This window comes from Dactylosporangium sucinum (assembly GCF_014647515.1).
GTDB lineage: Bacteria > Actinomycetota > Actinomycetes > Mycobacteriales > Micromonosporaceae > Dactylosporangium > Dactylosporangium sucinum.
In genome coordinates, this window is sequence record NZ_BMPI01000019.1 from 107814 (window position 1) to 129733 (window position 21920).

Annotated in this window: 21 protein-coding genes; 12 read left to right on the plus strand and 9 right to left on the minus strand. The window is 73.3% G+C overall.

Annotated features, from left to right (window positions below; translation table 11 throughout):
- The first annotated feature begins 51 nt into the window (after positions 1-51).
- From IEZ31_RS20835 to nhaA, 8 genes are all read left to right on the plus strand, one after another.
- The gene (locus tag IEZ31_RS20835; RefSeq protein ID WP_190251586.1) at positions 52-1548 is read left to right on the plus strand and encodes an FGGY-family carbohydrate kinase; all 1497 of its coding nucleotides are present in this window, start codon (positions 52-54) and stop codon (positions 1546-1548) included.
- Positions 1545-2162 carry a histidine phosphatase family protein gene (locus IEZ31_RS20840; protein WP_190251587.1) on the plus strand — a complete coding sequence of 206 codons (618 nt, stop codon included), beginning with the start codon at positions 1545-1547 and terminating at the stop codon, positions 2160-2162. The genes IEZ31_RS20835 and IEZ31_RS20840 overlap by 4 nt, the downstream gene beginning before the upstream one ends.
- Entirely contained in the window at positions 2159-2938 is a 780-nt protein-coding gene (locus IEZ31_RS20845) for a DeoR/GlpR family DNA-binding transcription regulator (protein WP_229835639.1), read from the plus strand. The genes IEZ31_RS20840 and IEZ31_RS20845 overlap by 4 nt, the downstream gene beginning before the upstream one ends.
- Entirely contained in the window at positions 2925-4340 is a 1416-nt protein-coding gene (locus IEZ31_RS20850; protein ID WP_190251589.1) for an FGGY family carbohydrate kinase, read from the plus strand. The genes IEZ31_RS20845 and IEZ31_RS20850 overlap by 14 nt, the downstream gene beginning before the upstream one ends.
- Positions 4337-5371, plus strand: coding sequence for a 2-hydroxyacid dehydrogenase (locus tag IEZ31_RS20855; protein WP_229835641.1), 1035 nt, complete (start codon positions 4337-4339; stop codon positions 5369-5371). The genes IEZ31_RS20850 and IEZ31_RS20855 overlap by 4 nt, the downstream gene beginning before the upstream one ends.
- Positions 5372-5639: 268 nt before the next feature.
- On the plus strand, positions 5640-6470 hold the full coding sequence (locus IEZ31_RS20860) for an SDR family NAD(P)-dependent oxidoreductase (protein WP_229835655.1): 831 nt from the start codon (positions 5640-5642) through the stop codon (positions 6468-6470).
- Complete coding sequence (locus tag IEZ31_RS20865) at positions 6467-7237, plus strand: SDR family oxidoreductase (protein ID WP_190251591.1); 771 nt, start codon at positions 6467-6469, stop codon at positions 7235-7237. Before IEZ31_RS20860 ends, IEZ31_RS20865 begins: the two co-directional genes overlap by 4 nt.
- A complete protein-coding gene (nhaA, locus tag IEZ31_RS20870) occupies positions 7234-9090 on the plus strand; it encodes a Na+/H+ antiporter NhaA (protein ID WP_190251592.1) in 1857 nt (618 codons plus the stop codon). Before IEZ31_RS20865 ends, nhaA begins: the two co-directional genes overlap by 4 nt.
- Before the next feature lie 13 nt (positions 9091-9103).
- Here nhaA and IEZ31_RS20875 read toward each other — a convergent pair whose 3' ends face one another.
- On the minus strand, positions 9104-9490 hold the full coding sequence (locus IEZ31_RS20875; protein WP_190251593.1) for a VOC family protein: 387 nt from the start codon (positions 9488-9490) through the stop codon (positions 9104-9106).
- Here IEZ31_RS20875 and IEZ31_RS20880 point away from each other — a divergent pair.
- A complete protein-coding gene (locus IEZ31_RS20880; RefSeq protein WP_190251594.1) occupies positions 9489-9968 on the plus strand; it encodes a MarR family winged helix-turn-helix transcriptional regulator in 480 nt (159 codons plus the stop codon). The genes IEZ31_RS20875 and IEZ31_RS20880 overlap by 2 nt on opposite strands.
- 8 nt (positions 9969-9976) lie before the next feature.
- Here the strand turns inward: IEZ31_RS20880 and IEZ31_RS20885 are convergent, their stop codons facing one another.
- Entirely contained in the window at positions 9977-10861 is an 885-nt protein-coding gene (locus IEZ31_RS20885) for an SMP-30/gluconolactonase/LRE family protein (RefSeq protein WP_190251595.1), read from the minus strand.
- Between the two features lie 273 nt (positions 10862-11134).
- On the opposite strand from IEZ31_RS20885, the gene IEZ31_RS58200 reads away from it, so the two are divergent.
- The 3 genes from IEZ31_RS58200 to IEZ31_RS20895 all read left to right on the plus strand — a co-directional run bounded on the left by IEZ31_RS58200 (position 11135) and on the right by IEZ31_RS20895 (position 14431).
- On the plus strand, positions 11135-11266 hold the full coding sequence (locus IEZ31_RS58200) for a hypothetical protein (protein WP_268241677.1): 132 nt from the start codon (positions 11135-11137) through the stop codon (positions 11264-11266).
- Between the two features lie 281 nt (positions 11267-11547).
- A complete protein-coding gene (locus tag IEZ31_RS20890; RefSeq protein ID WP_190251596.1) occupies positions 11548-13554 on the plus strand; it encodes a hypothetical protein in 2007 nt (668 codons plus the stop codon).
- On the plus strand, positions 13535-14431 hold the full coding sequence (locus IEZ31_RS20895) for a hypothetical protein (RefSeq protein ID WP_190251597.1): 897 nt from the start codon (positions 13535-13537) through the stop codon (positions 14429-14431). The genes IEZ31_RS20890 and IEZ31_RS20895 overlap by 20 nt, the downstream gene beginning before the upstream one ends.
- Positions 14432-14502: 71 nt before the next feature.
- Here IEZ31_RS20895 and IEZ31_RS20900 read toward each other — a convergent pair whose 3' ends face one another.
- The 7 genes from IEZ31_RS20900 to IEZ31_RS20930 all read right to left on the minus strand — a co-directional run bounded on the left by IEZ31_RS20900 (position 14503) and on the right by IEZ31_RS20930 (position 21904).
- On the minus strand, positions 14503-15423 hold the full coding sequence (locus IEZ31_RS20900; RefSeq protein WP_190251598.1) for a TIM barrel protein: 921 nt from the start codon (positions 15421-15423) through the stop codon (positions 14503-14505).
- On the minus strand, positions 15420-16523 hold the full coding sequence (locus IEZ31_RS20905; RefSeq protein WP_190251599.1) for a Gfo/Idh/MocA family protein: 1104 nt from the start codon (positions 16521-16523) through the stop codon (positions 15420-15422). The genes IEZ31_RS20900 and IEZ31_RS20905 overlap by 4 nt, the downstream gene beginning before the upstream one ends.
- On the minus strand, positions 16520-18391 hold the full coding sequence (iolD, locus tag IEZ31_RS20910) for a 3D-(3,5/4)-trihydroxycyclohexane-1,2-dione acylhydrolase (decyclizing) (protein WP_190251600.1): 1872 nt from the start codon (positions 18389-18391) through the stop codon (positions 16520-16522). Before iolD ends, IEZ31_RS20905 begins: the two co-directional genes overlap by 4 nt.
- A complete protein-coding gene (locus IEZ31_RS20915; protein WP_190251601.1) occupies positions 18388-19173 on the minus strand; it encodes an HpcH/HpaI aldolase family protein in 786 nt (261 codons plus the stop codon). Before IEZ31_RS20915 ends, iolD begins: the two co-directional genes overlap by 4 nt.
- Complete coding sequence (locus IEZ31_RS20920) at positions 19166-20185, minus strand: phosphoglycerate dehydrogenase (protein ID WP_229835664.1); 1020 nt, start codon at positions 20183-20185, stop codon at positions 19166-19168. Before IEZ31_RS20920 ends, IEZ31_RS20915 begins: the two co-directional genes overlap by 8 nt.
- A gap of 130 nt (positions 20186-20315) precedes the next feature.
- A complete protein-coding gene (locus tag IEZ31_RS20925; RefSeq protein WP_190251602.1) occupies positions 20316-21035 on the minus strand; it encodes a FadR/GntR family transcriptional regulator in 720 nt (239 codons plus the stop codon).
- A gap of 86 nt (positions 21036-21121) precedes the next feature.
- A complete protein-coding gene (locus IEZ31_RS20930) occupies positions 21122-21904 on the minus strand; it encodes an SDR family NAD(P)-dependent oxidoreductase (protein WP_229835665.1) in 783 nt (260 codons plus the stop codon).
- Between the last annotated feature and the right edge of the window lie 16 nt (positions 21905-21920).

Below are 21920 nucleotides of genomic sequence, written 5' to 3' on the forward strand. Positions count from 1 at the left end.
CTTAACATCAACCGAACGCTCACTTCGCACGACGGGAAGCTGCGACAGCGCATGGGAATCGAGCACACTTCTACCTCGGGCCTGTGGGCCGGCGTCGACGTCGGCACACAAAGCCTCCGAGTCCTGCTGGTGGACGACCACGGAGCCGTGGTGGGGCGCGGCGCCGGCCGGCTGGACAGCCACCGGTCCGGCACCCGCCACGAGCAGGATCCCGAGCAGTGGTGGCAGGTCCTCGGCCATGCCGGCAGGGCGGCGCTCGCCGACGCCGGACGGGTCCTCCCCCGGCCGGCGGGGCTCGTGCGGGGGATGGCGATCTGCGGCACGTCCGGGACGTTCCTGCTGGCCGGGGCGGACGCACCGGCGGAGGCGCTGACGCCGGCGCTGATGTACGACGACGCCCGCGCCGCGGACGGCTGGGCCGGCCCCGGGCAGCCCTCCTGGCCGCTCGCGAAGCTCGCCTGGCTGGCCGAGCACGGCAGCGCACCGGTTCGCGCGGGCCTCGCCGCCGGCCGGGTCCGGCTCGAACACTGCCCTGACTTCCTCGCCGCGCGGCTGGTCGGGCACCGGGTCGCGACCGATTGGAGCCACGCGCTGAAGACCGGCTACGACCCGGCCGCGCTCGCCTGGCCGGCGGCGTCAGCGGTGCCCGCCGGCGTGCTTCCCGATGTGGTACGGCCAGGAACGCTCCTCGGCCACCTCGACGCCGACGGTGCCGCGCACACCGGCTTCGCCGCCGGCACGCCCGTGCGAGCCGGGATGACCGACGGCTGCGCCGCCCAGATCGCGGCCGGCGCGCTGGTCCCCGGCTCGTGGAACGCCGTGCTCGGCACCACGCTCGTCCTCAAGGGCGTCACAGCGGATCGGCTCGAGGATCCGGCCGGCGCCGTGTACTCGCACCGCCACCCCGATCAGGGCTGGCTGCCGGGCGGCGCGTCGAGCGTCGGGGCCGCACTGCTCGACCGGCGCTTCCCCGCCGCCGACCGCGCCCGCCGCGACGCGGCCGCGGCGCGGTTCGAACCGGCCGGCGGCATCGTCTACCCGCTCGCCGGCCGCGGCGAGCGGTTCCCGTTCGTCCGGCCCGACGCCGAGGCGTTCGAGGCGGGCGACCTCGTCGACGACGACGACCGGTACGCGGCCGTGCTGCAGGCCGTCGCCTATGTCGAGAAGCTCGCGTACGCACACCTGCGCCGTCTCGGCGCACGGGTCGATGGGCCGTACTACGTCACCGGGGGCGCCACCCGCAGCCGGTACTGGTGCCAGTTGCGCGCCGACATCCTCGGCCACGAACTGATCCTGCCGGCCAGCGCCGAGCCCGCCTTCGGCATGGCCGTCCTCGCCGCCGCGGGCGAAGGCCCGCTCGTCTCGGCGGCCGGCCGCATGATCCGTCCCGGAACCGTCGTCACGCCCCGGCCCGGCGCGACCGGACGGTTCGCCGATGCCTACGCCCGCTTCCTCGACGCTCTCGTCGAGCGCGACTGGATCGACGCCGGGCTCGCCGGCTACGCGAAGGACGTCCCGCTCGTCGGCGCCTCCGGCGGTGCGGCATGAACACCGTGACGCTGGCCCGGCACGGCCGTACGGCCTGGCACACGCCGAACCGGTACACCGGGCGCAGCGACATCGCGCTCGACGACGTCGGCGTGCGGCAGGCGGAGGCGCTCGCCCGCTGGGCCGCCGGCCGCGGGTTCGCCGCCCTCGCCAGCTCGGACCTGCGGCGGGCCGTGGACACCGCGGCCGCCGTGGCGGCGGCGACCGGGCTCGCCCCGGCCGCCGACCCCCGGCTGCGGGAGCTGGACTTCGGCATCGCGGAGGGGCACACGCTCGCCGACCTCGACCCGGCCGTCGCCGAGCCGTTCGTCCGCGACCCCGTCACGCATCACTTCCCCGGCGGGGAGCACCCGGCCCGCGCCGTCGACCGCTTCCACGCCGGGCTGGCCGCGCTGCACGCGCGCGTACCGGAGGGCAGCGCTCTGGTGGTGGCCCACAGCACGATCATCCGCCTGGTCGTGTGCGCGGCGCTGGGCCTGCCGCTCGCGCAGTACCGCCACCGGCTGCCGGCGCTCGACCCGACCGCGGTGACCACGCTCCGGCTGGCCGGGGACGGCGTGCCGATGGCCCTGCTGGCGTACAACGTGCCGGTGTCTGAAGGATGGCAGCCATGACCGACGCAACGGAGCGCAGCCGGCCGGCCCAGCGGCAGGCGGAGATCGTCGAGCACGTCCTGCAGCACGGTTCCGTGTCGGCCAACGAGCTGGCCGAACTGTTCCATGTCAGCCTGATGACCATCCACCGCGATCTCGACGAGCTGGAGCGGCAGGGCGTCGTCCGCAAGTTCCGCGGCGGGGTGAGCGCCCAGCCGTCGAGCGTGTTCGAGAGCAACGTGTCCTTCCGGCTGCGCGCCGCGAAGGCCGAGAAGCTCGCGATCGCGCAGCGAGCCCGAGAGCTGATCGAGCCCGGCATGGCCGTCATGCTGGACGACTCGACCACCACCCTGGAACTCGCCCGGCTCCTGGAGGACGCGGCGCCGCTGACCGTGATGACCAACTTCCTGGAGACCATCAAGCTGCTCAGCACCATGCGGGGCATCCGGCTGCTGGCCCTCGGCGGGGAGTACTACCCGACGCACGACTCCTTCCTCGGCGTGCCGTGCATCGACGCGATCGAGGCGCTGCGCGTCGATCTGCTCTTCGCCTCCACCTCCGCCGTCTCCGGCAACTACGCGTACCACCAGGAACAGGAGATCGTCCTGGTCAAGCGGGCCATGATCCGTGCCGCCCAGCGGTCGGTGCTCATGGTGGACCACACCAAGCTCGGCCGGGCCTCCCTGCACCGCCTCGCCCCGCTGTCCGACATCGACCTGGTCATCACCGACAAGCAGGCGCCGCCCGAGGCGCTGCTGGAGATGCGCGAGAACGGCGTCAAGTATGAAGCGGTCTGAGGCAGCCCACGCGGTCGGTGTCGACGTCGGCACCACCGTCACCAAGGCGGTCGTGTTCGCGCCGGACGGCACCGCGCTGCGCCGCGCCGCCCGCCCCACGGTGCTGCACCGGGCGGGCCCGGGCCGGTACGAGCAGGACGCCGCGGCGGTCACCGCCTCGGTCGTGGCCGTTCTCGACGAGCTCGAACCCGGGCCGGTCGCGGCGGTCGGGATCACCGGGCAGGGCGACGGGCTCTGGGCGGTGGACGACGCCGGGCACCCTGTCCGGGCCGCCATCTCCTGGCTCGACGCGCGCGCCGCCGACGTCGTCGCCGAATGGACGGCAGGCGGCGCGCTGCTGCAGGTGTTCGACCGCACCGGCAACCTGCCGTTCGCAGGCAGCGCCGGGCCGCTACTGGCCTGGCTCGACCGCAACGAGCCGGCCACGCTCGACCGGGCGGCCACCGCGGCGTACTGCAAGGACGTCGTCGTGCAACGGCTGACCGGGCTGCGCGCGACCGACGTGTCCTCGGTGCCGTTCCTCGACCCCGGCACCCGCGACTACGACCCCGCACTGCTGGCCACACTGGGCCTGGCTCACCGCCGGGACCTGCTCCCGCCGGTCCTGGCCGCCCCGGTCGAGGGGTTGCGCACCGCCATCGGCGGGATACCGGCCGGCACACCGGTGGTCGCGGCGCCGTACGACCTGCCGGCCGCCGCGCTCGGCGCCGGCGTCGCGAAGGTCGGCGACGGCCTGCTGATCGTCGGCACGACCCTGGCCTGCCAGGTGCTCGCCGACCGGGTCGGCACCGGCGAGCCCGCCGGGCTGACGCTCACGACCTGGGAACCGGGACGATGGCTGCGAGCGCTCCCGGCGATGGTCGGCACGGCCGGCCTGGACTGGGTGCTGAACCTGACCGGGGGCACACCCGACGACCTGCCGGCGCTGCTGGCCGGCGGCGACTCCACCGGCCTGTCGGTGCTGCCGTTCTTCGCCGAGGCGGGCGAACGGGCGCCGTTCGTGGCGCCCGCGGCCCGGGCCCGCATCGACGGACTGCACACCGGCGTCACGGCCGCCGACCTCGTGGTCGCCACCTGTGAGGCGATCGCGTACAGCGCACGGCACTGCCTCACCGCCGCCGGCCTCGACGGCGAACTGTTCGCCTGCGGTGGCGGCATGCGCAGCGGCGCCTGGGCACAGATCTTCGCCGACGTTCTCGACCGGCCCGTGCGGGTGCTGCTCGGGGAGGAGGTCGGTGCCCGCGGCGCGGCTCAGGCGGCGCTGCGCACCGTCGGCGATGCGGAGCTGCCGCCGCCACCGCCGACCGCCGTGTTCACCCCGCGCCGGTCCTACGACGACCGCTACGCCGACTACCTGCTCGCTGTTGCCAACGCCCGCTCGACCTGGAGGACCACCCCGTGACCCGCGTACTCGTCGCCGGCGACCACTTCGTCACCCCCTCGCTCGTGGTCGACGCCCTCCGCCGGCTCACCGGCCTCGACATCGTCACCCACACCGGACCGTGGCCGCACACGCCGTTCGGCCCGGTGAACGAGGTCGACGAGGCGTCGGACATCGAGGACGAGCTCATCGACCTGCTCTCCGGGGTCGACGTGGTGATCACCCAGATGGCGCCGCTCACCGAACGGGTGCTGGCCGCCGCCCCGGCACTGAAACTGATCGTGGTCACCCGCGGCGGACCGGTCAACGTGAACCTCGCCGCCGCCGAGGCCCGCGGCATCGAGGTCCGCAGCACACCGGGGCGCAACGCGGTGGCCGCCGCTGAACACACCGTCGCACTCATGCTCGCGGCGCTGCGCATGATCCCGGCCACCCACGCGTCGGTGCTCGCCGGCCAGTGGCGCTCCGACCTCTACGCGCTCGACGCCGTCGGCTCCGAGCTCGGCGGCACCACCGCAGGGCTCGTCGGCTACGGCGCCATCGGCCGGCGGGTGGCCCGCATCCTGCGCGCGTTCGACGCGACCGTGCTCGTGCACGACCCGTACGCCGACCCCGCCACCCTCGACGGCGCCGATGCGGTCCCGCTGGACGAGCTGCTGTCCCGCAGCCAGGTGCTCAGCCTGCACGCCCGGCTGACCGCCGAGACCCGCGGCATGATCGGCGCCAAGGAGCTGGCCCAGCTGCCGCCGGGCGCGGTGCTGGTCAACTCCGCCCGTGGTGGCCTGCTCGACTACCCGGCCGTGGCTGAGGCCCTCGCATCGGGACGGCTGCGGGCCGCCGCCTTCGACGTGTTCGACGTCGAACCGCTGCCGGCGGACTCACCGCTGCGGACGGCACCCGGCACGGTGCTGACCCCGCACCTCGCCGGCGCGACCGTGCAAACCGCCCGCCGGGCGGCGGAGCAGGCCGCCGACGCGCTCGCGACGTGGCTCGCCGGAACCGCGGCGCAGCCGGTACGCCCGGTTGCCGCGCTGGAGCCGGGCGGCCGCTGATCAGCTCCCACGCGCCGGGCCGTGCCGATCATGGCGACGTGGTGCGCAACAGTGTCCTGAGCATGTCGGCAGAGTAGGTGTCGCTACCGTCGCGCGGAAGGTTCCGCCGGCGGAGTCGGATGACTGATGTACCGCGGCCGCGCGGCGCGGACAGTGGCGGTACACGGCCATCGAGCCGGCCGCCACGACACAGGAGATGTACCGCGATGCCTGTCCATCACGCCACCATGACCGCGCCCCGGACCCACCGGCACCGGGTGTCCGCGCCGTGAAGGCCCCCAGGGAGCGGTTCGGCACGGTGGTGCTCACCGGAGCTACGAGCGGCATCGGCGAAGCGACAGCCCGCCGGCTGGCGGCGATCTCCGAGACGCTCGTCGTGCTCGGACCCGAGCCGGAAGCGCCACGGCAGGTGCTCACGCAGATCCGCGGGTCCGGCCCCGCCGACGTCCGCTACGTCGGCGCCGACTTCACCCACCTCTGCGACGTCGTCGGGGCCGCCCGCTCGATCGCGTCGCTCGTGCCGGCGATCGATCTGTTGATCAACAATGCCGGCGTTCCCGGCGCGCCGCAGCGGATCGTCACCACGGATGGGTTCGAGCGGACGCTGCAGGTCAACGCGCTCGCGCCGGCGCTGCTGACTCGGCTGCTCCTTCCGTCGCTGGCTGAGGGCGCACGAATCGTGAACGTGGGCTCGTCCGCGCACCGCGTCGAGCGGTTCCACTTCGACGACATCGACCTGGCGCACGGCTACTCGCCGGTGGCGGCGTACGCGCGGGCCAAGCTTGCGATGGTGACCTGGTCGTCGTTGCTCGCGGACGAACTCCGGTCGCTGCCGGTCAGGGTCGTCGCCCTCTGCCCCGGGCTCAACGACACGCCGCTCAGCGCGGCGATGATGGGCAGGATCGGCGGTCCTCCCACGCGGGGCGCAGCCCGGGTCCTCCATGCCGCGGTCGCCGACGTCCCGTCCGGCGCCTACCTCGAAGACGACCGCGTCGTGCTGCCGAGCACGGACGTCACCGATCCCTCGAACCGGGAGCGGCTCACCGCCCTCTACTGGGAGCGGCTGCTGCCCTTCGCGGCCGCGGGACGCGGACGATGAGCGAGCACAGCGCGACCGCAGGCGTCCTCGGCCGGCGGGTCGCAGTCGTCTTCGGCGCGACCGGATGGATCGGCCGAGCCATCTGCCACGAGCTGGTCCGGGCCGACGCGAGCATCGTCCTGGTCGGCCGGGACGCGAACCGCCTCGCCGCCCTCCAACGCGAACTCGGCGGGGGCGATCGGGTGCTGTCCACGGTCGCGGACGTCACCTCCCAGCTCGAGGTCGACGACGCCCGGGAGGCCGCGATCACGCGCTTCGGCCACGTCGACCTGCTGGTCGTGTCCTCGGGCGTGATCACCGGCTCCGCCTTCGGCGACGGCATCCCGGCGGATTGGGCCGACATGATCGACGTGAACCTTCGCGGGCTGCTGCACGCGTCCCAGACGTTCGCCGAGCCGCTCCTGCAGCGCGCGGACAGCGGGTCGCCGGCCGACATCGTGCTGATCGGGGCCGTCAGCACCGACGTCCGCGCCCCTCGTTTCGCGGTGTTCAACGCGCTTTCGGCGGCCATCAAGCAGCTCGCACGCGCTCTTCGCCACGAGTACGGGCCGCGGGGCATGCGGGTCCACATCATCGAGCCCGCGTTCGCGGTCGACCAGTCCGGCGAGCGTCGCAACGCGGCAGCGCCCGGGCATGACCTGCGGCGCGCCCGGGCCGCCTCCGCGGTGCAGCCGGACACGATCGCCGCGGTGGTCACGCTCGCGGCGGCGCTGCCCCGCGGCGTGAACCTCGCCGAGGTCCTCCTCCTGCCCACCGAAACGGCATGACGAGCATGGCCAGGGGTACCGCTCGTCGCGGTCCCATCGCCCGTCTGCTGCGCAGCCCAGAGGCCCTGCGCGGGGCCGTCGTCCTGATCGCCGGCACCGTCGTCGCGCTCATCTGGGCGAATCTTCCGGGCGACGGCTACGAGTCGGTCTGGCATCTCCCGCTCGGGCTCGATCTCGCGGGCTCCAGGTTCGAGCTCGACCTGCGGCACTGGGTCAACGACGCGGTCATGGCCGTCTTCTTCGCTCACGTCACGCTCGAGGTCCGCCGCGAGCTCGAGCTCGGTGAGCTGCGTGACTGGCGCCGGGCGAGCGTCCCGGTCATCGCGGCCGTCGCCGGCCTCGTCGTCCCGGCACTGATCTACGTCCGGGCCACCTGGGGCACCGACGCGGTCGGCGGTTGGGGGATCGTGGTCTCCACGGACACGGCCTTCGTGCTGGGAATGCTCGCGCTCATCGGCCGAGGGATGCCTGCCCAGCTGCGAATCTTTCTCGTCACGCTCGCCGTCGCCGACGACGTCGGGGCCCTCGGGGTCATCGCATTCGCCTACACCGACCGCTTCAGCCCGCTGCCGCTGCTCATCGCCGTGGGCGGTCTCGCGGTGATCGCAGTGATGCGCTTCCTCGGGGTGTGGCGTGGGGCGCTGTACCTCCTGCCCTCGATCGTCGTCTGGGCGGGCTTCTTCCTCTCGGGCGTGCACGCCACCCTGGCCGGCGTCGCGATCGCGGTACTGCTGCCGATCTTCCCCACGCGGTTCGACGCCCTGCGCAGAGCTCAGGACCACGTTCGCGCCTTCCAGATGTCGCCGACCGCCGGGTACGCCCGCACGGCCGGGGACTCGCTCGCGCGAGCCGTCTCGATCAACGAGCGCGCCCACCGTGCCCTGGCGCCGTACATCACCTGGCTCGTCCTGCCGATCTTCGCCCTGGCCAACGCCGGCGTGACGGTCACCCGGGAGTCGCTGGCCGACGCGTTCACCTCACGGCTCACGTGGGGCATCATCGCCGGTCTGGTCGTCGGCAAGATCGTCGCCATCTCGGTGTCGACCTGGATCGTCACCCGGGTCCGGCCCGGCGCGCTCGGACCGGCGGTACGCATGTCCCACGTCGTCGGCGTGAGCATGCTCGCCGGGATGGGCTTCACCATCTCGCTCTTCGTCACGGACCTGGCGTTCGACGATGCGGTCGACGTCAGCCGCGGACAGATCGGCGTGATCGCGGCCACCGTGCTCGCCGCTGCTCTCGGTGCCGTCGCCTTCGCCGTCATGAGCGCACGTGAGCGGCGGCGATCGCCGCATCGGGACCGCCTCGTGCGGACGCTCGACCCGTCTCGCGACCCCGTGCTGGGAGACCCGGCGAGCGCCGCGGTGACGGTGGTCGAGTACGGCAACTACGCCACGCCGTACTCGCCCGCCGCGGGAGAGATGCGCCGCGAAATGGAGGGCCGCTTCGGCGGCGAAGTCGTGTACACGTTCCGCCATCTCCCGCTCGATCAGCCACTCGGTCGCTCCGCTGCCATCGCCAACGAGGCCGCGGCGCTGCAGGGACGATTCTGGGAGATGCGCGACGAGCTCATCCGCGAGGCGCCGATCGAAGACGAGCGGCAGATCCGTCGAGCGGCCGCAGGCGCCGGGTTGAACCTGCGGCGATTCGAACGCGACTGGAGCGACGCGACCGGTGTCCAGCGGGTCGACGAGGACCTCGCCGACGCGGAGGCGATGCACCTGCACCGGGCTCCGACGTACTTCATCGACAACGTCCGCTACGACGGGTCGATCGATGCCGACTCCGTGAACACGGCGGTGGCGGCGGCCTTCCTGTCACGCGCGCTGCCGTCTCCACGCCCCGCGTCCTGACGAGACGGTTGGGTCAGGCGCCGGCGCGAGGCGTCAGCCGATTCTGCATGATCGCGAGGTTCTGCCCGTCGGGGTCGGTGAGGAACGCCATCCACAGCTCGGACGCCTCGTCCCGGTGGACGACGTGCGGCGGCTCGTCGATGGTCACGCCGGCGGCGGTCAGCCGGTCGTACTCCGCCGCGATGTCGTCGACGGTGAAGTAGAGCAGGACGTTCGACTGGAACCGGGGAGACTCGGGCTGACCGAGGTAGAGCCGGACGTCGCCGGACTGGAAGAAGGCCATCGGCTGGCCGGGCACGCGGAACAGGAACGGGATGCCGAGCACGTCCCGGTAGAACGGGATCGACCGGTCGAGGTCGCTGACGCTGATGTGGATCTGCCCGACTGGACCCAGAGCCATGACCACTCCTATCCTTAACCTTGGTGAAAGGTTAACCTTGGTGAAGGAATCTGGTCAACGGGATGCAGCCGATCGGCTGCACACGGTCGCGGTGCGCCTGCTGCGGACCGCGAGCGCGGTGGACGCGGAGATGGATCTGGACGGCCCACGGGCCTCGCTGCTGTCCGTGCTCGTGTTCGGCGGTCCGATGCCGGTCAGCCGGCTGGCCGAGGTGGAGCGGGTGACGCCGCCGGCGATCACCAAGCAGGTGGACGCGCTGTCGGAGCTGGGGCTGGTGCGTCGCCTCCGGTCCGAGACCGACCGCCGGGTCGTGCTGGTGGAGGCGACGCCGGCCGGCCGTCAGGTGCTGGAACGTGGCCGCGCGGCGCGGGTGCGCAGGATCGCCGAACTGCTGGGAGACGCCACCGAGGAGGAGTGGGCCGTCATCGGGCGGGCGGCAGAGATCATCGCAGCCCGGCTGCCGCGCCGCCCCGGTTGAGGCCTCGATCACGCCGGAACGACGACCGGCAGTGCGATCAGGCTGGCTTCGCGGGCGGCCTTCCGCGCTGCTTCGTGGAAGTCGGGCGCTGCGCAGGCGAAGAGCGTGCGTCCGTCGGAGCCGCCGAGCGCGCAGGCATACACGTTCGTCCCGGGCCGTACCTCGTCGGTGATCTCGCCGCCTTCCAGGACCCGTAGCAGCCGCGCGCCGGTCGCATCGGCGATCCACAGCCCGCCCTCGGCGTCGAGGCACGACCCGTCGCCCGCGACGGCGAGTTGGGACAGCACCCTTTCGAAGGCGCGCCCGGTCGGCAGCGGCCCGAATGCCGCCCACACGCGGCGGTTGGTGAGCCGCCCGTCCTCGGTGACGTCGAACGCGGTGATCCGGTTCCCCAACGTCTCGTTCACCAGCAGGACGCCCTGCGGCGTGAGCACGATCCCGTTGGGGAACCAGAGATCTGCCGCCACCTCGGTCACCCCGCCGTCCGGATCCACCCGGTACAGCGAGGCCGGCTCCACCGGCGCCCCGCCCATCAGGTCGAACCCGAAGTTGCCGACGTAGGCACGGCCGATCGCATCGACGGACATGTCGTTCAGGTGCCCGGTCGCGTGCCGGCTCAGGTCAGCGTGGGTGCGCAGCGTGCCGTCGGGCTCGCGGCGCAGCACCTTGCGGTCGCGCATGGAGACGACGAGAAGGCGGCCGTCCGGCAACCAGCCGAGTCCCGACGGCTGCCGGGGAACCGTGGCTTCGACGCGCGGGTCGGCGCCGTCCTCGCGCGCCGACATCACCTGGCCGGTGTAGAAGTCCGAGCACCAGATTCGATCGTCGTGCCAGCGTGGCGCCTCGGCGAACGTCAGGCCGGCGATCACGATGCTCGCTTCGTGGGTGGTCATGTTCCTACTTTCCGATGAGCAAGACTGTGCGGGGCTCGGCCAGCAGGATGCGGCCTCGCCGGCCGAGCCGATGGCCGGAAACCGGCAGCGTCGGTCATGGTGCGCCGCTTCCTGCGTTCGGCGTCGGCGGTGTCGAGGTCGTATCCAGTGTCGGCGCCGCGCGGCGGCGGCACATCAGTCAGCTGACTCGGCCCGCTCCCGGCCGGGGGACAGGTCATCGGGCGGAGTCGAATGCCCGATGTACCGCCGCCGCACGTCGCCGACAGTGAGCGCATGACGGTCAACCGCGGTCTCCATGTCCTCGTCGTCGCCCGCCTGGCCGGGCTCCTGGCGGTCACTCGCTACCCGGGCGTGGAGGTCGCCTTCGCCGCCACCGTGCGCTGCCTGTGCGATGTCCTGTCCTGATCCGAATATCGACGCTCCCGTCCGCCGTGAGAATGATTCGCGTCCGCTGTCCGACAGCTGAGTTCCCGCTCCCGCCCCGGTCAGTACATGATCGACGCCGCGGCGGCCGCCAGCGGCCGCTTGTCCCGGCCCACCGGGACGGTGGTCCCTGACGGCTTGGGACAGGCGCGTGGTGTCCTGCACGAGCCGGGCCTTGCCGTCGGGTTCGCCTCGGCCTGGGCCGAACCCGGCCGACGCCTGTCCCGGGGAAGCGTCGTGAGACTGTTTTGTGAGGAAGTTCTGTGAGACGTAGCCCGACCGGCCGCCGCTGGCTGGCCTTGGCCGTCGTTGCGACACTGGCAGCGAGCGGCTGCACCGACGACAGCGACCACGACGACGCAGCCCCACGCGGCGCCGTCGACCGCAAGTCCGTCGCCGCCGCCGCTGCCGGCCTGCCCGCCGAGCCGGCGGCCGCGGCGGAACGGCTGGTCGCGACGATCACCAGCGACCCGGCCGGCTCTCCGGCTGCCACCGCCGAGCTGCTGCGCCGCTCGGGGCTCGTGATCGTGTCCGCGAAGGGGCCGGTCGTCGCCGCCCCGGACGAGGTGGCGCTGCTGGACGCGCCGGTCTACGCCGAGCTGATCCCGCTGCTCGCCGAGGCGGCGCGGGAGGGCGACCGGTACACGCCGGAGCAGCTCTCCGCGCTGCTGGTGGCCGTCGGGCTGACCGACAAGCCGCCGACCTTCGCGCAGCTGGCCACGGCGATCGCCGGATGGGGCAAGCAGCCCGGTGACGGTCCGGTGTTCGCGACCGCGGGCGCCGCCGTGCGTGCCCTTGCCGCCCAGCACCGCCAGGTGATCCATCCCGCCGCCGATCCGGCCGAGGTGTGGTTCGACCCGTTGCAGACGATCCTCCTGCTGACCCACGCGACGAGCCGGTTTGCGCTGGTGTCCAAGGACGCGAAGAACGGCACGGCCGCGCCCGCGCCCGGCCTGTTCGACCGGCTGGTCGGCGGCGGCGTGGCGCACGCGGAAGATCCGAAGGGGGCGTGCGGCGAGTTCACCGCCCTGTTCGCCGCCCCGGACGACCCGGTCATCAAGGCCAACAGCGACTTCCTGAAGGGCGAGCTGAAGGACCGGCTGGCCGGCGCGATCCTGGGCGAGGGCGCGAAGGAGATCTTCGACAAGGCCAACGAGGCGTGGGGCAAGGCCGGCGCCACGGCCAGCGCGATCATGCTGATGCTCGGCACCCGGATCGACCTGACCGCCGACAAGTCCGCGACACACTTCAAGCACGCCCCGGGCAGCCGCGGCGAGCACGTGCAGCTGACCGCCACCGCGACCTTCGACATCAAGGTCGCCCTGGAGCGGCTCGAGTGCTATGCGCTCGCCGGCGTCGACATGCCGAAGGCCGGGCCGATGGAGGGCTTGACGGTTCGCTGGTCCAGCCAGCAGCCGCAGGCCGGGACCATCCAGAAGGGCGGCAACCAACTCCTGCAGGCGGTGGCCGCGGACAGCGTCAAGATGACCCGTGGCGAGAAGACCGGCAAGGACGGCAAGTCCACGCTGGAGGTCAAGCCGCCGGTCGAGGACCCACCGGGCGAGGGACCGGAACTGCGTCGCAAGGCGACGTTCATCGCCGCGCTGGACAAGGAGAGCTTCCCGTTCGAGCTCGGCGACGCCTATGGCCTGCTCGGCAACCCGGTCGGCTACGGCGTGGGCAAGACCTTCGACCTGCTCCGGGACGTCCTGGTCAAGGCCGGGCTGCCGAGCCAGACGATCACGATCGCGGTCACCTACCACGGCTCGGACATTCTCGTCGCCAAGGGCAGCAACTCCGTGAACCTGATCCTCGCGTCGATTCCCAAGGTGTACGTCGACCTGGTGAGCTGCACCGGGCTGGCCGGGCCGTTCAAGGGCAAGGCCGGCTACAGCGGGGTCGAGTACAGCGAGTTCGAGCAGCTCGCCGGCGCCGTCGCCGGGATCCCCGTCCCGGCGAACATCAGTGGCCGGGAGAACTCGACGCTCAGCGTCCTCACCAACGACCGGTCCGGTCCCAATCCGTTCTTCATCATGACCGGAGAGGGCGGCAAGCAGTTCCTGGACGGGGTGCTCGACCTCAACCCGGACCGCTACCTGAACACCCGCGCCGAGATCCTCGACGACTGGCGGGTGGGCCGCCCGGTCGGCGAGGTGGAGATTCTCCTGGCCGGCAACTCGTTCCCGCTCAGCGACCTCACCTGGCCCGTGCTGCGGGTCACCGAGGACCCGCGCTGCCCGAAGGTGACGTATGAGTACGACAACCTCTGACCACCGCCGCCGGGTGCTCACCGGCCTGCTCGCCACGGTCCTGCTGGGGGCCCTCGCCGCGTGCACCACCGATGACAAGCCCGCGGCGCAGCCCACGACCGGTGCGGGCGCGGGCCCTGCCACGGCCGCGCTGCCGGCCTTCGCCGGTCTCTACGTCACCCCCGAGGTGATCGCGGTGCCGCTGCCCGGCGACGGGCTGCGCATGGTCACGGCCCAGCGATGCGACCGCCTCGTGGGCATGCTCGGCGCCGGTCAGTGGTACGTCGCCGACGAACTGCGCTACCCCGAGGACGCGGCGGGCACCGAGGAGATCTTCGGCGGTCTCGGCCTGATGCCCGCCCTGCTCCTGCGGCGCGGCGACCAGCGGGTGTTCGCCACGCTGGAGGGTGTCACGGACTGCACAGCGACACTCACCTCGCTGCCGGCGCAGGAGATCACGGTCAGCGGTGCCGGGCTGCCCGGCACCCGGGCCGGCTGGTCAGGCACCACCCGGTGCTACCGCAGCGGCGGCAACCTCACCGTGTCGTTCTACTTCGACACGGACGCACACGTCGGCGCCATCGGCACCGTGACCTTCGCCGCCGACGGCAGTCTCTCCGCCGACGAGCTGAGCATCGCCGTCATCCAGCACAGCGGCGCCCTGCTGCGGACCCTGTCGGCCCTCGACTGGTCCGGCGAGAAACCGAAGAGAGGGGTGACGGTCAGCGAACTGAGCGCAGAGGACGGTGGCGGCGCGAAGGTGTCATTGACCGGCCCGGCCGAGCGGCCGGCGGGCACCCTGACCCTGCCGGCACTCAGCGACGACACCGGCGAGCTGGGCCAGGTCGGCATCACCGTGCCGTTCGCCTGCGCGGAGGTCGGCACCCTCGGCGCCTGACCGCCGCCGTACGGGCGTGGCCGGCGGCGCCGGCCACGCCCCGGCGCCGCCGGCACGATCCGGTCGACGCTTCAGGCATGGTCATCTTCGTCCGGGGCGGCGGGGGCGAGACCGAGCGTGGCGAGATACTCCAGGCTCGCGGCCACATCGACGCGCGGGTCGCTGCCCGACCGGGGGTTGCGGTCCTGTTCGATGATCGCCACGCCGTCGTAGCGGACCGCGTCGAGCGCGGCGGCGAACGCGGGGAAGTCGACCATGCCGCGCCCGATGGGGCAGAACACGGCCGCGTCGACCGCCTGCCAGAAGCTCAGGCCCTCGGCCCGGACCCGCCCGGCCACGACCGGGTCGACGTCCTTGAGGTGGACGTGCTCGACCCGGCCGGACCAGTCGGTCAGGGTCCGGACCGGGTCGGCGCCGGCGAGCCGGAGGTGGCCGGTGTCCACGCACAGCCCCACCAGCTCGGCCGGGAGCTCGGCGAGCGCGGCGGCGATCTCGTCGTCGAACTCGAGGTACGTGCCGCAGTGCGGGTGCAGCACGGCCCGCACGCCGGCCCCGGCCGCTGTTTCGGCGATCGCCTCGATCCGGTGCAGGTACTCGCGCCACGCGCGGCCGGCCAGCCGGACGGCCGCGGCGGACCGCCCGGCCGTGGCGTCACGAACCGGGTTGACCCGGTCGACGACGACGAGGTGGCGGCCGCCCTGCTCGGCGATCAGCCGGCAGGTGTCGCGGGCGGTGGCGCGGACGTCGGCGAACGCCGCGGCGTCCCAGATCGGCTGGAAGAGGAAGGTGCCGGCGACGCGGAGGCCGCGGGCGTCCAGCTCCGCCGCCAGCTCGTCGCGTCCGGTCGGCAGGAAGCCCACCGGGCCCAGCTCGATCCATCGGCAGCCGACCGAGGCGATGTCGTCGAGCACACGCGACCAGGGCGGGTTCGCGGGATGGTCGGCGAAGTCGACGCCCCAGGTCGTCGGGCTGCATCCGATGCGCACGGTCATGACGCGCTCCGGCCGCCGGCGGTGGCGAACAGCTCGCACAACAGCGTGACGTCGCGCGCCGCTTCCTCGACGACGTTGCGCCGCGCGCCGTGGCCGGTGATCGCCGCCGCGAAGGCCGCCAGCTCGCGGTCGAAGCTGTCGTCGCGCTCCTCGGTCGTCGTGGAGCGCCCACCGGCCCGGACGGTGTGCCGGGTGCCACGCCGTTTCACCGCGCCGTACGGCGCCTGGAAACACAGCTCGTGCGCGGCGTCGGGGGTGAGCACGCGGACCGTCTCGGCGAAGTCGTCGATCGCGGGCGTCGAGACCCAGGAGGCGGTCCACGGCGCGTCACCCATCAACCCGGACACCTGGGCACCGCGGGCGTCGGGCAGGATGCGCGCGTCCGTGCCGCGCAACGGTCCCAGCCCGCGGGCGTCCGCGATCCAGGCGAGCAGGTTGACGTCGTGGACCAGGGCGCCGAGGAACACGTCGACGAGCATCCGGCGATCCGCGTCCCGGTCCGCCGCCGCACCGACCGCCGCGTGACACTGGGCCTGCTCGGCTTCGCGCAACTCGTCGCGCGCGCCGGCCGGGACGTCGCCGGGCGCCGGACGCAGCTCGTCCGGGCCGAAGAAGCGGGACAGCCCCGGGTCGTACGTCATCACGTCGACGACCAGCGGCGATGCGGCTGCGTCGCGGAGCGCGGCCACGGCCGACTCCGCCACCCGGTCGAACCGTTTCATGTATCCGACCTGGACGACCCGGTCAGCGCGGTCGGCGGCGGCGGCGATCCGGACCGCGTCGGCCGGGTCGATGCAGAGCGGCTTCTCCACGAAGCAGTGCAGCCCGGCCGACAGCGCCGCCAGCACGATCGGGGCGTGCAGCGCGTTGGGCGCCGCGACGACAACGGCGTCCAGCTGTCCACTGTGGATCATCTCACGCCAGTCCTCGTGCAGCGCGTCGATCCCGAAGCGGCGGCCGAGGCCGGCGCGGAGCGCGGGGCTCGGCTCGGCCAGCGCGCGGAGCGTGTAGTGCCGGTGCAGGCGGGTCAGCACGGGCAGATGCACCACCTGCGACACGAGGCCGCCGCCGACCACCCCCACCCGGATCGGCCCGCTCACAGGTGCTGCCTCTGCTGGTCGCGCCCGGCGCGGACCGCCGCGGCGGCGGACGAGACGCCCGGGTCGTCCGCGACCTCCGGGACGCCCAGGTCCCAGAACGCGTCGCCGGCGGGGAGCGCGCGCTCCGGCGCGACCGGGCACACGATCACCACCGGCCCGGCCAGGCTCCGGGCCTGCTTCAGGAGGTCGCCGAACGCGCCGGCGTCGGTCGCGACGAACGCGCGGGCACCCAGGCTCGCGGCGTTGGCGGCGTAGTCGACGACCAGCGGCGGCCCGGTCAGGCTGTCCCCGTCGCGCATGCGGAACTCGTTGCCGAAGCCGGTGCCGATCGCCCGGGACTGGAGGCCGTGAATGGACTGGTAGCCCCCGTTGTCGAGCAGCACGACGGTGACGCCGAGGCGCTCCTGCACGGCGGTGACGAGCTCGGTGTTGGCCATCAGGTACGTGCCGTCGCCGATGATCGCGTAGACCTGCCCGGCGTCCGGCCGGGCGAGCCGGATACCGAGCGCCGCCGGCAGTTCGTGGCCCATGCAGGAGTAGCCGAACTCGACGTGGGTGTGCACGCCGTCGCGGACCCGCCAGGTCTTCAGCAGGTCGCCGGGCGGGCCGCCGGCCGCCGCTACGACCCAGTCGCCGGGCTGGGCGGCCCGGTTCAGCGCGGTCAGCACGCCACCCTGGGTCAGTGCCTCGCCCGAGCCGAGAACGGTCGCCTCGTCGACGCGGTCCCGCCAGTCCGCGGCGCAGCGCGCCGCGTCGTCGCTCCACGCGGGCGGCGCGGTCCATCCGGACAGTGCGCCCGCGAGCGCGTCGACGGTGGCGCGCGCGTCCGCCACGACGGCGTACGCGCCGAGCTTGTGCGCGTCCTCCGCCACCACGTTGACGCCGACGAACCGCACCTCCGGGTCGGCGAACAGCGAGTGGGAACCGGTGGTGAAGTCGGTGAGCCGCGTCCCGACGTGGACGACCAGGTCGGCCGCGCGCGCCGCGGCGTTCGCGGCGGCGGTGCCGTTGACCCCGATGCCACCGAGGTGCCACCGGGAGCCCGCCACCGAGCCCAGCGCCGCCGACGTTTCGGCGACCGGGATGCCGTACCGCTCGCTGAGCGCGGCCACCGCCGTCTCCGCTGCGGAGTAGCGCACCCCGCCCCCGGCGACGATGAGCGGTCGCGCGCTGGCGCGCAGTAGCCCGGCGGCGTGCGCGACGTCGGCGGCCTCGGGGGGTCGCCGGGGCACCCGCCAGGTGCGTTCCCGGAACAGCGCGGCCGGGAAGTCGAACGCCTCGCCCTGCACGTCCTGCGGGAGCGCGAGCGTGACGGCGCCGGTCTCCGCCGGGTCGAAGAGCACCCGCATCGCCGCCGGCAGGGCGGTGAGCAGTTGCTCGGGCCGGGAGATCCGGTCGAACAGCCGGCTCACCGGCCGCAGGCAGTCGTTGACGGTCACGTCGGTGTGCGCGTGCTCCAACTGCTGGAGCACCGGCCCCTGCCTGCGGTTGGCGAACGTGTCCGCGGGCAGGAGCAGGACCGGCAGCCGGTTCACGGTCGCGGTCGCCGCACCGGTCACCAGGTTCGTCGCCCCCGGGCCGATGGACGCGGTGCACGCGTACGTCGCGGTCCGCCCGACGGCCTTGGCGTAGCCGATGGCGGCGTGCACCATCGACTGCTCGTTCTTGGGCTGGAGGAACGGCAGCTCCGCGCGGCGCTCCGACAGCGCGTGCCCCAGGCCGACCGCGTTGCCGTGCCCGAAGATGCCGAACACGCCCGGCACCGCCCGGCGGCGCACGCCGTCGCGCTCCGTGTACTGCACGGCGAGGAAGCGGACGATCGCCTGCGCGACCGTGAGTCGTACCGTCCCTGCTGGTTGGTCGGTCATAAGGCTGTCCCTTTCCCTGTTGCCGCGCCGGTGAGGTGGCGGCGGGCGCGGCCGGCGAGGTCGTCGACGGCACCGGCGAAGACCCGGGCGTCGGTGGAGAGCATCACCACGTCGAGCGGCAGCGCCGCCCAGAGGTCGAGGTTGGTCTGTGTCGCGGCGCCCGCGACGCCGAATGCGATGCCGGCAGCGGCGGCCGCGGCCTGCACGGTGCCGAGCGCCGCGGCGACCGCCGGGTCATCCGCACGGCCGGGCACCCCGAGGTGGTACGACAGGTCGGCGGTGCCGACCACGAGCCCGGCGATGCCCGGGGTGGCGGCGATGTCCGCGGCATGGTGGACGCCGGCGGCGCTCTCGATCTGGGCGATCAGGATCGGGTCGGCGGCCTGCGGGCGGCGGCCGTGCTGGTTGCCGCGCCGCGGCCCGAACCCGCGTGTGCCGCGCGGTGGGTAGGTGCAGCGGGACACCAGTCGCGAGGCGACGGCGGCGCCGGAGACGTCGGGCAACACGATGCCGGCAGCTCCGGCGTCCAGCGCGACCGGGACGTCGTCACTGTCCACACCGGACACCCGGACCAGTGCGGGCGTTCCGGCGGCGGTACAGCCGACGACGAGGTCGAGCATGTCGCCGCGGCCGAGCGCGCCGTGCTCCATGTCGATCCAGACCAGGTCGAACGCCGCGGCGGTGAGTTCGGCGAGCGCGGCGCCGGGCAGCGTGACGACGGTGCCGACGGCTGGTGCGCCGGTGGCGGCCCGCCGGTGCGAGAACGTCAACGGTTCAGCCACGGCCGGCGCCTCCCGCCGCGAGGGGCCGGACGGCACGGTACACGTCGGGGTTGGCCACGCCGTCCGGGCGGTCACCGGCGAGGACCCGCAGCACCGACCGGGTCGCCCGCCGGGTCATCTCCTGGATGCTCCCCGGGCTCAGCCCCGCGATGTGCGGCGAGAGGACGACGTTCGGCAGCGCGGCCAACCGCCGGTCGCGGGGCGGCTCGACCTCGAAGACGTCCAGTGCGGCCGCCGCGAGGTGCCCGGAGCGCAGCGCGTCGACCAGCGCGTCCTCGTCGACCAGGCCGCCCCGGGACGTGTTGACCAGGATCGCGCCGCGCCGCAGTGACGCCAGCTCGGGCCGGCCGATCAGGTGGCGGTTGGTCCCGGTGAGCGGCACGTGCAGCGAGACGATGTCGCTGCGGCGCAGCAGCTCGTCGATCGGGACCCGCGTGGCCGCGCCGTGCGTGGCCACGGCCGGGTCCGTGAAGAGGACCTCGACGTCGAAGCCGGCCAGGCGCCTGGCCACCTCCCCGCCGATCGTGCCGAGCCCGACAAGGCCGATCGTGCGGCCGCTCAGGTCGAACGGCGTCAGGTCGCCCACCCGGTTCCACTCGCCGGACCGGATGGACGCGTCGTTCTCCACGACCCGGCGCACGGCCGCGAGCAACAGTGCCACCGTGTGGTCGGCGACGACGGACTCGTTGGCGCCGGGGGTCGTGGTGACCACGACGCCGCGCGAGGACGCGGCCGCCAGGTCGATGCTGTCGGTGCCGACGCCGACCCGCGCGATGACACACAGGTCCGGCGCGGACCGCAGCACGTCGGCCGGGAACGGGTCGGTGCTGACGATGGCGCCGACGACGCCGGGCAGGAGTCGCGCGACGTCGGCCGGAGCGCGGAAACCGGTCTTGGGGCGCAGGACCGGGCGGTATCCCGCGGCGGTGAGCGCGCCGCCGAGCGTCGCGTCCTCGATGGAGTATCCGGGCCAGGTGATCAAGATCGACTTCTGCGGCACGGGATCTGTCACACGGACTCCCAGTAGGCTGATCGGGCGGCGCGGCCGGGGGTGGCTCACTGTTCCCGCCACAGAGATTCAATCACTGGATATCTCTCGCGGTCAAGGGATCACCATGTACCTGACCTCGGCGTACAGCTTGTCAGCGGAGCACGGTGCGGCGCCCGGCGAGATACTCGTCCAGGTATCCCTCGACGGTCTTCAGGTGCGCACCCATGGCTCGGCCGGCCGCCGCGGCGTCGCCGGCCGCGATCGCGTTGAGAATCCGCTGATGTTCGGGGATGCCCCGCCGCTCCCGGGCCTGCGGGCGGGCGAGCGGCAGCCGGGCGATCAGCAGCGCCTGGTCGAGCGGGCGCAGCATGTGCGCCAGCGCCCGGTTGCCGGCCGCGTCCGCCACGGCCTGGTGGAACCGGATGTCCGCGCGATGGAACTGCTCCTCGGCGTCCGGCAGGCCGCCGGCCCCGCCCGCCTCCGCCTCACGCACCCCTTTGGCGGCCTGGGTCATCTCGTCGAGCGCCTCGCGCAACCGGGCGATGTGGTCGTCGGTGGCCCGCACCGCGGCCAGACCGGCCGCCTCCACCTCCAGACCGCGGCGGCACTCCACGTATTCGCGAAGGACGTCGCCGCCTGCCTGGGACGCCAGCAACGCCCGCAGCACGTCCGGGTCGAGCACGTTCCACGCGGACTCCGGCTGGACCGTGGCGCCCCGGCCGTGCTTGACCTTGATGAGGTCACGCTCCTCCAGCGCGCGCAGGCACTCCCGCACGACGCCCCGGCTCACCTCGAAACGCTCGGCGAGGTCGACCTCGCGGGGCAGAGGGCTGCCGGGCGGATACACGCCGGACGCCAGTTGGTCGATCATGACGGCGAGCAGATCGCGATGGAGCCGCGCCACGTGTCCTCCCGTTCAGAGTTTGAATCATTCTAACCCTGCCGGCCAGTGTCGCCTCAGGCGCCCGAGCGGCGGGCGGCCAACCCGCCGTCAACGGCGATCGATGCGCCCGTGACGTAGCTCGCCTCCGAGGACGCGAGGAAAACGATGACCGAGGCGACCTCTTCCGGCTCGGCGATCCGGCCGATCGCCACCGCGCCGACCATGCGGGCCTCCGCAGCGGCGGGGTCGTCGTGCCGGTCGATACTCTCCCGCACCAGCCGCGTGCGGGTGAACCCGGGCATGACGACGTTCACACGCACCCCGTGGCGGCCGTAGTCCAGCGCCAGGCTGCGGGTGAGGCCCAGCAGGCCCGACTTCGCCGCCGCGTACGGGAAGAAGCCCTCCAGCGTGGCGGTGCCGTGGATTGACGAGACGTTGACGATCGCACCGCCGCCGGCCCGGGTCATGTGCGGCAGGCAGTACTTCGCGAACAACCAGCTCGCCTTCAGGTCGACGGCGAAGAAGTCGTCCCACTCGTCCGACGACATCTCGACCGCGTCGAAGTTCGCGTTGACGCCGGCGTTGTTCACCAGCACCGTGGGCGGGCCGTAGGCGTCCGCCCCGCGGGCCACGACCGCGGCGACGTCGGCCTCCACCGCCACGTCGGCATGGACGAAGGTGGCCGGCGCACGGGCCGGCAACAACCCCAGCGCCTGCTCACCCGCCGCCCGGTCGCGGTCACAGAAGGTGACGGCCGCGCTCTCGCGCAGCAGCGCGGCGACGGTGGCGAAGCCGATGCCCCGGGCGCCTCCGGTCACGATCGCGTGCACACCGGCGAACCGAGTGCTCGATGCCACGGTCACATCCGCCCCC

What these genes read in the sequence shown, in the direction of transcription:
- IEZ31_RS20845 (WP_229835639.1), top strand. Translation starts at nt 2,159, where the DNA reads ATGACCGACGCAACGGAGCGCAGCCGGCCGGCCCAGCGGCAGGCGGAG.
- IEZ31_RS20875 (WP_190251593.1), bottom strand. Translation starts at nt 9,490, where the DNA reads ATGGCTCTGGGTCCAGTCGGGCAGATCCACATCAGCGTCAGCGACCTC.
- IEZ31_RS20885 (WP_190251595.1), bottom strand. Translation starts at nt 10,861, where the DNA reads ATGACCACCCACGAAGCGAGCATCGTGATCGCCGGCCTGACGTTCGCC.
- IEZ31_RS20925 (WP_190251602.1), bottom strand. Translation starts at nt 21,035, where the DNA reads ATGATCGACCAACTGGCGTCCGGCGTGTATCCGCCCGGCAGCCCTCTG.
- iolD (WP_190251600.1), bottom strand. Translation starts at nt 18,391, where the DNA reads ATGACCGACCAACCAGCAGGGACGGTACGACTCACGGTCGCGCAGGCG.
- IEZ31_RS20880 (WP_190251594.1), top strand. Translation starts at nt 9,489, where the DNA reads ATGACCACTCCTATCCTTAACCTTGGTGAAAGGTTAACCTTGGTGAAG.
- IEZ31_RS20840 (WP_190251587.1), top strand. Translation starts at nt 1,545, where the DNA reads ATGAACACCGTGACGCTGGCCCGGCACGGCCGTACGGCCTGGCACACG.
- nhaA (WP_190251592.1), top strand. Translation starts at nt 7,234, where the DNA reads ATGACGAGCATGGCCAGGGGTACCGCTCGTCGCGGTCCCATCGCCCGT.
- IEZ31_RS58200 (WP_268241677.1), top strand. Translation starts at nt 11,135, where the DNA reads ATGACGGTCAACCGCGGTCTCCATGTCCTCGTCGTCGCCCGCCTGGCC.
- IEZ31_RS20850 (WP_190251589.1), top strand. Translation starts at nt 2,925, where the DNA reads ATGAAGCGGTCTGAGGCAGCCCACGCGGTCGGTGTCGACGTCGGCACC.
- IEZ31_RS20865 (WP_190251591.1), top strand. Translation starts at nt 6,467, where the DNA reads ATGAGCGAGCACAGCGCGACCGCAGGCGTCCTCGGCCGGCGGGTCGCA.
- IEZ31_RS20895 (WP_190251597.1), top strand. Translation starts at nt 13,535, where the DNA reads ATGAGTACGACAACCTCTGACCACCGCCGCCGGGTGCTCACCGGCCTG.
- IEZ31_RS20900 (WP_190251598.1), bottom strand. Translation starts at nt 15,423, where the DNA reads ATGACCGTGCGCATCGGATGCAGCCCGACGACCTGGGGCGTCGACTTC.
- IEZ31_RS20835 (WP_190251586.1), top strand. Translation starts at nt 52, where the DNA reads ATGGGAATCGAGCACACTTCTACCTCGGGCCTGTGGGCCGGCGTCGAC.